We start from the raw sequence: 11,986 nt of genomic DNA on the forward strand, positions 1-11,986 counted from the left end.
TATCACGCCGCAAAATATTTTATCGAAAATCTCCAGTCTGAAATCCAAGTGGATCGAGCCGGAATCTTACCAACCACGTAAAGGGATTTTACCGGAATTGCTGGTTAAACAGATTTATCCTTATTATCAGGAAGCGTTAAAACAGGCGAATTCTCTGGACTTCGACGATTTGCTCATTTTTCCGCTAAAGATTTTTACAGCCTTTCCGGAAGTTCTCGAAAAGTACCGCCGGAAGTACAAGTTCATACTCGTCGATGAGTATCAGGATACTAACAAACCGCAGTTTATGTTCATTGATGCGCTTGGGAAAAAACACCGACGCGTGTGCGTCGTTGGAGATGACGATCAAAGTATTTACAGTTGGCGCGGCGCCGACATTGAGAATATTCTCCGATTCGAGAGTGCATTTCCCAAAGCGAAAGTTTTTAAACTGGAGCAAAATTACCGTTCGACGAATACAATTCTCAAAGCCGCCTCTGCAGTCGTTTCTAATAATGTCAATCGGGCAAAAAAGACGCTCTGGTCTAAGAATCAGGAAGGCGAACCGCTGAACAAAATTCAGGCTGAAGATGAATACGACGAAGCCGCTCGCATCGCATCCTGCATTCAGAATGAAATCTTACATGCCAAGCGGAAATTCAAGGATTTTGCCATTTTATATCGTACGAACGCTCAATCCCGCGTGCTGGAAGATATTCTTCGCCGAAACAACATTGTCTATGTCCTTGTCGGCGGCGTTAAATTTTACGACCGGAAGGAAATCAAAGACACACTGGCTTTTTTTCACCTGCTTTGCAATCCGAAAGACGACGTCAGTTTCAAACGTATCGTCAATTTTCCGCCGAGAGGTATTGGCAAGACAACGCTTGAATACGTCGAAAATTTTGCGCATAAGAATCATTTATCTTTGTATGAGTCTCTACCTCAAGTAGATAGTTTCGAACTCAGTCCGAGATCGATTCAGGCGCTGGCGCAATTTTATCAGATGGTTTTGCGAATTCAGTCCAGCCGCACGACGCTTTCGTTTGAGGAATGGTCACGAATCGTCGTTCTTGAACTGGGGCTTCGCGATTATTTTAAAGAGTTGGGCGGTGAAGAGGCTTTGGAACGATTAGCAAACGTCGATGAATTGCTAAATGATATTTCCAAATTCTGCTCCGATGAGCAAAATCCGACACTGGAATCGTATCTGGAAAAAGTCGCGCTGAACACGCAGATCGATTCGTGGGAAGATACGAAAAATGCCGTTTCGCTCATGACTTTGCACAGCGCGAAAGGTTTGGAATTCCCCGTCGTCTTTATCTGCGGACTCAATCAGGGACTTCTGCCGATGGAACGCGACATGTCAGAAAAAAGCATCGAAGAAGAACGGCGACTTTTCTATGTCGGTTTAACGCGAGCGAAGGAAAAAATTTACCTTTCGTGTTCGGAGTCGCGCATGTACGCCGGTGAGACCAAATATTCATCGGAGTCGCGCTTTCTCTCCGAGATTCCACCGGAACTCATTTGGGTGAAATCCCGCAAAGAAAATGTCATTTCAGCCAGCCGTCAACAGCGAAAATCCTATCAAAAAAAAACCGTTGATAAGGCGGAAACATCCGGACAGCCATTCGTCGTGCCGGAAGCTAGTCGCCAAATCCAGATCGGATCAATTGTCACGCATCAGATTTTCGGAGTGGGAAAAGTTCTCGGAATAGATGGTTATGGACTAAACGCGAAACTTCACATTCTGTTCAGGTCAGCCGGTCAGAAAACAATCGTCGCTAAATACGTCAAACTGAGTTCGTAGATTTTCACTTTAATAAGTCTGTTCCCAGACCTTGCGCGTCGATCATTCCTTTGGCGATTTGGTCGCAGAGTTCGTTGTAGTCGTTTCCAGAATGACCGGCAACATATTTCCAGATAATTCCAGAATGATTTAGTTCATCAAGCGCCTGCCAGAGGTCTTGATTCTTGACACTTTTCTTGTTGGCAGTTTTCCAGCCTTTCATCTTCCAGTTTTTCAGCCACTGAGTGATGCCGAGTTTGACATATTCGCTATCCGTAAAAATAGTTGCCGATTCATTCCGGTCGAGCAGTTTCAGAGCGGCGATCGCCGCCGAAATCTCCATCCGGTTATTGGTCGTGTCAGGATCAAATCCGCCGTACTTTTGTAAAGTTTGTGAATCATCGATCATAACAACCGCCCAACCGCCGGGCCCGGGATTTCCTTTACAACTGCCGTCGGTATAAATAGTTTTCATGGCGCGAATTTATAACGATTTCCGTTATTAACCAGAAAAATCATTCCGGGGGGCTTGGCTTTTCCGTCTCGATCTTGAATAAAACACCGTCGCGGAAATAGAACTGTTTTTCACTCCCGTCCGAATAAGAATAAATCCAGAGTTGGAACAGGTGGTTCAAGTGATCTGTGTATTTATTGATTGTTGATGGTTTTTCAAGAATCTTTAAAACCGTTTCTTCCTGCATTCCAAGTTCTGGCTCGGGTTGGATTTTAGGAGCGACTGGGATTCGCTGACGCGACGTTTCTTTCAATTTTTGGATAGCCATTTCTTTTTGCAGAGCGCGAACGCCGTCTTCGAGAATCTGGATCGGTTCTTTGGTGATAAATTGAATATCCGGCCGAACTCGCGTCGCCCGCTTTAAGGATTCAAGCGCCAGTTCGACGTTTTTCTCATCGATGGATTTATTGGCGTCGTTGAGATAACCGTAAGCGATTTTCAACAACCATGGATCGACGCGTTCCCGAATCGGCGGATGCTTTTTAACAGCCATATCGAAGCTGGCAACCGCTTTGTCCCAGATGCCGTATTCGGTAAAAAGCGCGCCTCGGTGGAAATATATCTCGCTCCAGTATTCATTAGATAGGCTGGTGATGTCGGGAATTGGAAGGATTTCGACCTTTTTTAGTAAATCTTCCGCCGCATCGATTTGATTTTCCAGAAAGAGCGAATCCATGTCGTGAATGAAGTTTTCCGTGATTTTCTGGAAATCTTTGGTAATCACCGAGTCTAACTCCTCGATATGTTTTGACTTAGCCTGATCCAGATAGTTTGTGGCTTTTGTAAAATTTTTCGTCTCGATGAATCCTTCAGCGAGAATGACATTTTGGTAAGGCATCTGGTTGATACATTCCTGAATCATACGGCGCACCTTAAAGCGTCGTGGATGTCTCGGAATGCCGCTGAGCAATTGCTCAAAATTGGCTTTAGCCGCGATGTAATCACCCGATTTATACAGTTTTTTAGCGTCGTCTCCTACGGTTTCATAACCACCAAACATTGAACTGAATGTCAAATAAACGCCGAGACTGTTGAAGTTCATTCCGGTCAACGGGCTGAGCCGTTTGGGATCGTCCAGTCGGTCGAAATTTGCTGAAATATATTTGATCTCGACACCATACGCTTCCTTGAAGCGTTCTCCTTTTCGCATGAACATTTTCATTCCGACCGCGATAGACCATGTCGTTTTTTGCTGGTCGAGAAATCGATCTCCGCTGAGAGAACGATAGGCAGTTGCCAACGATTTGCCATAGTTGAACTGCACGGTGTTGCAAAATCGTTCCGACCATTGAAAAATGACGGACTGGTTGAAATTAATCTCGAGAATTCGAGGCGAATAAAACAGACGAGTTCCATCTTCTGGACTTTCGCTGTTCCAGCCATCCGGCAGTTTTAATTTAGCAAGCGGCGTCGTATAACTCCCGCCAAATCCGGTCTGAAAATCGACAAGATTCTGCGGGATGACATAGCGCAGGAAGTTGAACTTCAGCAAATCGAGTTCGAATCGGTACAGCGACCGGTAGTACAGCAAATCGGAATTTTCCAGCGATGTTTCCGTCGAATCGAAGATGAGTGGAGAGCCGAATAGACTGACGAGTTGTGTTCCCACCTTGAATTCGAAAGGCGTCATCGAAAGCGGCATCCGATATTCGATCGGATTGGAGAAAAAATCGGCGATTTTTATGAGAACTTGAGCGGCCGATAACCGAAACCACCCAAGCAAGATTACTGTAATAATCATCGAACGCTTCACAAGATAAAAATAATGACACCTTGCCATAAAGCAAAGTGGAATATTCATTTTCAATTAGAGTAATAGATTATAGCTTGCGTTAATAAAAATAATAGATTAAAATTCTTTTGAAGTCTTGAAAAAATGATTATGAGAGCAAAGCGTTAAAACAAAAAGGTAACTTAACAAGTGGACGGAATACATCAGATTACGTATCAGTTGCTCAATGAATTGTCTATTAAAAAAGAAATAGCCCTTATTGATCTCTTTACACAATTAGGCTATGATTATCAGCGAGAAGACGGCCAAATAATTATTCAGAAACTTGCTCGCTCACAATCGGAAGTCGTAGATAAAATTGAATTCTTTGCGGGATGCGGCGACTTCAAAATTTTCTGGATTCGTCTTAAACCATCTGAATTGCGCAGAACGGATGAACGGATTATTCTGAACCAGATAAATCAAAAGTATCCCTATAATCTCACCATTTTCTCGAATTCGGATGATACGCATTGGGATTTCGTCAATGTGAAGTTGATTGCCGATAAAACCGAAGAAAATCAAAAATCAGAAAAGCGAAAATATATCAGAAGAATTCGGATTGGTGAAACCGAACGATTACATACCGCATCTGAGAGAATCAGCAAACTCCAAATTCTTGACCAAAAAGTTTCACCCCTTGCTTTACAGAATCAACATGACGATGCTTTTGATGTCGAGCAGGTTACGCAAAGATTTTTCGATGAGTTTGTCGATATATTTAGAAATATCAAAGTCGATCTTTACAAACAAACAAAAGATAAAGCATTCGCTCATAAATTCACGATCCAGTTTCTCAGCCGTATCATGTTTTTCTACTTCATTCAAAAAAAGCGCTGGCTGGGTGATGATGTGGAATTTTTTAAACATTATTGGGACACCTATCGCAAATCAGGTCGTCCGATAGATTCATTTGTAAGTGATTGGCTTAGAATTCTTTTCTTTGAATCGCTGAACCACAAATATTCTCATCCGGCGTGGATGCCACAAGAACTCCATGCTATTCTTCACATGGCGCCTTTCCTGAATGGAGGATTGTTTACCCAAAATCCAAAAGACGACGCTTTTAATGACTACAAATGCTTGATTACTGATGCCCAATTTGAGAATATCCTGAACTTCTTCCAGAGTTACAACTTCACGATTACCGAAGACTCGCCTATCGATCAGGAAGTTGCCGTTGACCCGGAAATGATCGGCAAGGTTTATGAATCGTTGGTCAACGTTAGCGATGAGATTGACGAGCGCGGCGAAGCAGGCGTTTTCTATACGCCACGGACGGAAATCAGACTCATGTGCAGTCTCGCGCTGGTTGATCGAATGACAAAAGAAATCGGGGAAGAACACCGCAATTTGCTCTATGAATTGATTTTCGCTTTCTCCGAAGATGAAAAGAACTCCGTCGATGAAAGAGTCGCTCATCATAATCTTTGGGGAAAAATCGATCAATTTCTCAGAACCGTAACCATTCTCGATCCTGCCGTCGGCTCTGGCTCATTTCTCGTCGGAATGCTTTCAATAATAACCGATTTGTCCAAAAGAGCCAATAACCAGATCGGAACGCATGAGCGCGAATATGACCTGAAGAAACGAATCATCGCCAATTCACTGTATGGCGTCGATGTTATGGAATGGGCTGTCTCAGTTTGCGAACTGCGTCTCTGGCTTCAATTAGTCGTTGAAACCGACTTGAAGGTCGAAGAGCGCACGCTTGAAGCGCTTTTACCCAATTTGACATTTAAAATCCGTCAGGGCGATTCACTGGTACAACAAATCGGCGATTTGAACCTGACGCAGTTGAAAACATCAAATTTACCCAGCTATATCAAAGGCAGGATTACCTCCCTTAAATCCGAGAAACTGAAATATTTCTTTAACGATAAAACGGGAAAATTTCGTACCAAGGAATCGATCCACCGCGAAGAAGTGAACATCTTTGACGCCATCATCGATCATCAGGCGGATAAAATCCGAAAGGAAATCCACCGAATCAACCAGATCATCGAACAACCGGATTTTGAACAATTGTCTCTGCTGACCAACGAGCAGGGAGATAAAAAAGAGCAACTAAACTTCCTTCGCGAACAATATTTACAGGCCAAACAAGCCCAACAGACGGAACTGGAAAAACTGCATGCAATGCGGGAAAAACTGACAAATCCCATGAACGTACCATTTGTTTGGGACATTGCTTTCGTAGAAATCTTTGAAGGGGATCAGCAAGGTTTCGACATTGTTCTTGGCAATCCGCCTTATGTCCGGCAGGAATTGATCGCCGATCCAAAGGAAAATAGAGAGAATTTCTCTGAAGATGCCTGGCGGGAACGTAAACGCGCCTATAAAAACAAACTGATGCAATCTGTCTATGAAAAATTCCCGGATTATTTTAAGAGTAAAAGGAACGATAAACTCCTCAAGCCGCTCAATGCCAAAAACGACCTCTACGTCTATTTCTATCTGCATGGTTTGTCTTTGCTTAATTCTCAGGGCAGTTTCTGCTTCGTTACTTCCAATTCCTGGCTGGACGTCGGCTATGGCAGAGACTTGCAGGAATTCCTTATTAAAAACGTCCCGATCCATTTCATCATGGACAATCAGGTCAAACGTACTTTCAAATCCGCCGACGTCAACACCGTCATTTGTCTGTTCGGCAATCCGCAGGAAAAGGTCGTCAACGATCAGCGCGTAAAATTTATCATGTTCAAGACGCCTTACGAGTATGTACTGGAACCGGTTATCTTTGAGGAAATCGAATCGGCTGGCGAAATGAAAACGACGCCGGAATATCGCATTATTGTCAAGACACCGCTTGAACTCCTCCAAAACGGTTCGGAAATTGTTGGTCGAACAGAATCAGTTGAAAATGTACAGACCCAGGCGAAAGAACCAAACGGTTTCGATGATCTCTGTTCGACCAATAAAGTCAGTGAACCAGTAAGTCGAACAGATTCTGTCGGTAAATCACAAACCAAACCGAAAAACATAAAAGATTTCAGCAACCTCTGTTCGACCAACAACTATACCGGCGATAAATGGGGCGGCAAGTACCTGCGCGCGCCGGACATCTACTACAAGATACTGGAAAAAGGCAAAGGCAAACTCGTGCGACTGGGCGACATTGCTGAAGTGCGTTTCGGAATCAAAACCGGCGCGAACGAATTCTTCTACCTTGACAAAGACAAGATCGCCGAGTGGGGAATCGAGGAAGAGTTCCTGAAACCCGTTATCTTCTCTCTTAAAGAACTGAAATGTATAGCAGATCCACTTGTTAATTTGACTCTAAAGATGATTTCATGTCATAAGGACAAAAAAGAATTAAAGAATTCAAAGGTATTAGCGTATATCGAATGGGGTGAAAAAGAAAAATTTTCTATTCGTCCGAGCGTACATGGAAGAAATCCGTGGTATTCTTTAGGAAAACATTGGAAAGCAGTCCCTCTTGTATTCCCCGCAAAAGTAGGAGAACGATTTCTTGTACTTTTAAATACTCAACAAGTTTTTGAAGATAAAAAACTATATGGAATAATCCCAAAATCAAATGATTCAGTTTTAGAATTAGCAGCGATTCTTAATTCGACCTTAACTCGTTTCTTTGTAGACTTAACTTGTCGTCAACTTACAGGTGCTCAAGCAATAGCAGATATAGATGTTATGGTCGCTGAAAATCTTCAAATTGTAAATCCCTCTTTTATTGATTCTAAAATTCTTTTAGAACGATTTTGGATGTTGGCGAAAGATACAATCGGTAGCATTCTTTTAGATTGCGGTTTTGACAAAGATAAATCTATCCGTTCCCAACATCCCAATCCACTTCCCGACCGCAAGGCGCTGGACGATATTGTGTTTGATGCGCTAAGCTTGACGCAAGACGAGCGGAACGAGGTCTATTGGGCGGTTTGTGAGTTGGTGCAGAATCGGTTATCGAAGGCAAGGAGTGTATAAATGTCTGCACCAGGATTTATGGGATTATAGGATTGACAGGATTGTTTCCTAAGTAATGTATTCAAGATTAAGAAGGAGAAAGAATTGAAAAACGACATATTGGAAAAATGTACCGACTATATCAAAGAGCGCAATTTTGTCGTTGGTTTTGGTTTTCCACTTGTAAATATTGATGAAGAAATAATAATCAGGAATATATTGAAATCGCTGTTGACAATTCAAAATAGTCCCAATAAAAAAATCAGGGAGCGCAGTTTTAATATCTGGGGCGGGAATCACCTTGATCGTTACTATGTTGCGTTACCGGAAAATATATCAGTAAAGATAGTCGATATATTCAGGAAGAATTTAGATCCTAATTTTACCAACGTTTCGACGTCCTTTGGGGAAACAAGTCGCATGGGATTGTACCCGATCTACCGTTACGAGAACGGTAATATCATTGAGTATAATGACGACAGCGTTGCGGGAAAGACCCGGATCGATAATGAAAACTGGTACGGAACTGGCGCAAAAATCCAATTTCGGTTATGTTGCCGTGCTGAACTCCTTGGATATGAGAAATACTGCATTATTGATGATTGGAAATAATTAATGGTAAGTTAGCGAAGGCAAGGAGTGTGTAAAGATTCACTCATGTTCCGAATTTATTTTCGACTATAAATTTGTATAAAAAAACCATGAAAGGTGTTATTTTTGTACCATGAGAAAGTTAGATACAATACATGTTGAAAATTTTAAATCAATCCGGTCTCAGGACATCGCGCTTAATTCTCTGAATGTCTTCATTGGTGCAAATGGCGCCGGGAAATCAAACTTCATCGGTTTGTTTAAATTCCTAAATAAACTGGTTGATAAAAAATTGCAGGTCTATACCGGCGAGTCCGGAGGCGCTGATAGTTTTCTCTATTTTGGTCGTAAGAATTCTGACCACCTGAGTATTATTCTATCTTTTGATGAAGAAATTAATGGCTATGATTTAAAGCTGGTGCCGTCTGCTGAAGATCGTTTTATCTTTGCCGAAGAAAGTGTTTGGTATCACTATAAACCTCTTTATGCCTCACCTTATAGAAAATATTTATCTTCCGGACATTCCGAATCAAAATTATCTGAATACTCTGATAATCAATCAAAAAATGTAGCGCATCATGTTATCCAGGATTTAAAAAGTTGGAAGTTGTACCATTTTCACGATACCAGTGAAAGCGCCAAAGTCAAACTTACTGGAGATATTTCCGAGAATCGCATGCTTAATCCCGATGCGAGTAATCTCGCGGCTTTATTATATAGTCTTCAAAAAACACATCCTCAGCACTTCAACAATATTGAAGACACAGTTCGACTTGTCGCTCCATTTTTTCATAGTTTCCATTTAGAACCGACCCAACAAAATCCACAAAAAATCATGCTTGAATGGTATGATAAAGGAAGTGATCAATCTTTTAATGCCTCCGCTTTATCCGATGGAACGTTGAGGTTTATGTGTTTAACGACACTTCTGCTTCAGCCGAAGCTGCCTTCAATTATTTTACTTGATGAACCGGAATTAGGATTACATCCTTATGCGATCACTATGCTGGCGGAATTACTTAAATCAGCCTCAAAATCCGTTCAGGTAATAATTGCGACCCAGTCTGTTACATTAGTAAACCAATTTGAGCCATCTCAGATTTTCGTTGTTGAACGAAAAGATAATCAAAGTACATTTACCCATCTTCAGGATGCTAATATGGAAGAGTGGTTAGATGAATTTGGAGTAGGTGATTTATGGGAGAAAAACATTTTCGGTGGACGCCCATAGATGAAAAAAATCTTAGTCTTAGTCGAAGGACAAACCGAAGAAACTTTTACAAAAACGGTTCTGAATCCATATCTTTCTGGATTTGATAGATACATCGAACCTAAAATCATTGTAACAAAAATTGTAAAACGGGGAAATCAGTTCAAGGGTGGCGTTCCACCTTATGAGCGCGTACGAAATCAGATATTACGTCTTATAAACGATACAAGCGCGGCCTTAGTTAGTACCTGTATTGATTATTACGCTTTACCCGATACTTTTCCGGGCAAAGATGCCGTGCAGGGGAGAACTCCTATGGAAAAAGTTGCTTTTCTTGAACAGCAACTATATTTTGACATCAATTCTCCTCGTTTTTTACCATATTATTCACTTCATGAGTTTGAAGCGCTTTTATTCGCTTCACCGCTTGAAATCGCCAATACTTTAATTTCTCCGCAAGAAGGGCCAAGACTTGTTTCTATTCGTAAACAATTTGCATCACCAGAGGACATAAACGACAGACCGCAAACTTGTCCCTCAGCCAGAATTAAGGCAATATTTTCACAATACCAAAAGCCGCTTCATGGAAGCTTGATAGCCCAAAGAACCGGACTTACAAATATTCGAGCCGAATGTCAGCACTTTTCGGAATGGCTTAGGAGACTTGAAGAAATTTAGATAGAAGTAATCAAACTATAGTAGTGAATATATCGGGATAAACAATGCCGCACCAAATCATTGACAATCGAACCAGAAAACTTGCCGACGAAATCAATCAGCAGTTGGAATATACCGAAAAGGCGAAAATTGCCGTCGGTTACTTTTTCCTTTCTGGTTTAGAATCTATCGAAAAACGGCTCCAAGAAAAAGAGCCTGATGGTAGTTTTCAGATCAAGGAAGTGCGCTTACTCATCGGCAATGTCAGCAATAAATCGACGATAGAGGAATTGGCGCGCGGCTATCGGCGGCTGAATACCATTTCAAAGGAACTCGAACGACAGAATTATCCAAAAAGCAGAGAACGTCAGATAGAAGTATTAAAAGCTTTAAATGATGTTCGGGATGTAATCTCGGATGTTGAACAGAACGATGAAAACCAGCGCCTTATTCAACTTCTGCATCAGATGATCGTTGAACAAAGATTGAAGGTTAAAGTATATGTCAAATCGCGCCTTCATGCTAAAGCCTACATTTTCGATTTTAAAAATCCACAGCCGCAATCGAAAGGTATTGCCATTGTCGGTTCGAGTAATCTATCGCTTGCCGGTCTGACTAACAATACCGAGTTGAATGTCTATGTACACGACAATGGTGAAAATCATGATGAATTAACACGCTGGTTTGATAATCTATGGAACGACGCGGAAGATTTCGATACGGCGCTGTTCCAGGAAATGGCAGAATCGTGGGCGATTCGACCGACGACGCCATACGAAATCTATATAAAAACTCTCTATGAACTTGTTAAAGATCGAATCGAAGGAACAGATGATAGAGAATTTCTATGGCAAAATGAAATCACCGAGGCTTTGACAGATTTTCAGAATAAGGCAGTAAAAATAATCATCGGAATTATTCGTCAGTACGGTGGTGCATTTGCCTCAGATGTAGTCGGAATTGGAAAGAGTTTTATTGGCGCGGCAGTCGTTAAGCATTTCAGTATTACGGAAAACGCCAAACCTTTGATAATCTGTCCAAAATCACTGGAAGACATGTGGCGAAACTATAATGCCGAATATTCTTTAAATGCAGAAGTACTGCCTATGTCTCTACTTCGGGAATCAATATCCGAAGATGATGAATGGAATTTACTAGTCTCGGATGTTAAGTATCGAGACCGCGATTTTATCCTCATAGACGAAAGCCATCATTTCCGTCACCAAAGCCCCGAAAGGTATAAAATCTTACAGGACTTCATGCAGACCGGCAATAAAAAGGTACTGCTCTTGACAGCGACTCCACGCAATAAATCGGCAATGGACGTTTATAACCAAATCAAATTATTTCATACAAGCGATACTACAATCATTCCCATCAATCCACCGAATTTGAAGGATTATTTTAAAAAAATTCAGGATAAAAATACACCCACATCTGAAGCAAAAAATCTATTTCGTTCACTCTTGCAGTTTATTCTTGTTCGTCGGACAAGACAACATATTTTAAAGTGGTACGGATTTGATTCAAAAACCCATCTGAAAGTCGATCCGA

At 41.6% G+C, this 11,986-nt stretch carries 8 protein-coding genes; 6 read left to right on the plus strand and 2 right to left on the minus strand.

Annotated elements, in window-relative coordinates; all coding sequences use genetic code 11:
- A partial coding sequence (locus COT43_09595; protein ID PIS27611.1) for a hypothetical protein occupies positions 1–1,789 on the plus strand: 1,789 nt, incomplete at its 5' end.
- Between the two features lie 4 nt (positions 1,790–1,793).
- On the opposite strand, the gene COT43_09600 is transcribed toward COT43_09595, so the two are convergent.
- Both COT43_09600 and COT43_09605 read right to left on the minus strand, forming a co-directional pair.
- Entirely contained in the window at positions 1,794–2,243 is a 450-nt protein-coding gene (locus COT43_09600; GenBank protein ID PIS27612.1) for a ribonuclease HI, read from the minus strand.
- 40 nt (positions 2,244–2,283) lie between these two features.
- On the minus strand, positions 2,284–4,023 hold the full coding sequence (locus COT43_09605; GenBank protein ID PIS27613.1) for a hypothetical protein: 1,740 nt from the start codon (positions 4,021–4,023) through the stop codon (positions 2,284–2,286).
- Positions 4,024–4,203: 180 nt separating this feature from the next.
- Between COT43_09605 and COT43_09610 the strand changes: the two genes are divergently transcribed.
- From COT43_09610 to COT43_09630, 5 genes are all read left to right on the plus strand, one after another.
- Positions 4,204–7,995 carry a hypothetical protein gene (locus COT43_09610; protein PIS27614.1) on the plus strand — a complete coding sequence of 1,264 codons (3,792 nt, stop codon included), beginning with the start codon at positions 4,204–4,206 and terminating at the stop codon, positions 7,993–7,995.
- A gap of 84 nt (positions 7,996–8,079) precedes the next feature.
- Positions 8,080–8,586 (plus strand): hypothetical protein, encoded by a 507-nt coding sequence (locus COT43_09615; GenBank protein ID PIS27615.1) that lies wholly within the window; start codon positions 8,080–8,082, stop codon positions 8,584–8,586.
- Between the two features lie 112 nt (positions 8,587–8,698).
- Positions 8,699–9,796 carry a chromosome segregation protein SMC gene (locus COT43_09620; protein PIS27616.1) on the plus strand — a complete coding sequence of 366 codons (1,098 nt, stop codon included), beginning with the start codon at positions 8,699–8,701 and terminating at the stop codon, positions 9,794–9,796.
- On the plus strand, positions 9,797–10,453 hold the full coding sequence (locus tag COT43_09625) for a hypothetical protein (protein PIS27617.1): 657 nt from the start codon (positions 9,797–9,799) through the stop codon (positions 10,451–10,453). It begins immediately after the preceding gene.
- A 44-nt stretch (positions 10,454–10,497) separates the two neighbouring features.
- Positions 10,498–11,986, plus strand: a 1,489-nt coding sequence (locus COT43_09630; GenBank protein ID PIS27618.1) for a helicase, incomplete at its 3' end; no start/stop codon positions are given.

Source organism: Candidatus Marinimicrobia bacterium CG08_land_8_20_14_0_20_45_22 (genome assembly GCA_002774355.1).
Lineage (GTDB): Bacteria > Fidelibacterota > UBA2242 > UBA2242 > UBA2242 > 0-14-0-20-45-22.

Excerpts from the sequence above, each read along its gene's own strand:
- COT43_09600 (PIS27612.1), bottom strand. The coding sequence starts at position 2,243 with ATGAAAACTATTTATACCGACGGCAGTTGTAAAGGAAATCCCGGGCCC.
- COT43_09605 (PIS27613.1), bottom strand. The coding sequence starts at position 4,023 with ATGATTATTACAGTAATCTTGCTTGGGTGGTTTCGGTTATCGGCCGCT.
- COT43_09620 (PIS27616.1), top strand. The coding sequence starts at position 8,699 with ATGAGAAAGTTAGATACAATACATGTTGAAAATTTTAAATCAATCCGG.
- COT43_09625 (PIS27617.1), top strand. The coding sequence starts at position 9,797 with ATGAAAAAAATCTTAGTCTTAGTCGAAGGACAAACCGAAGAAACTTTT.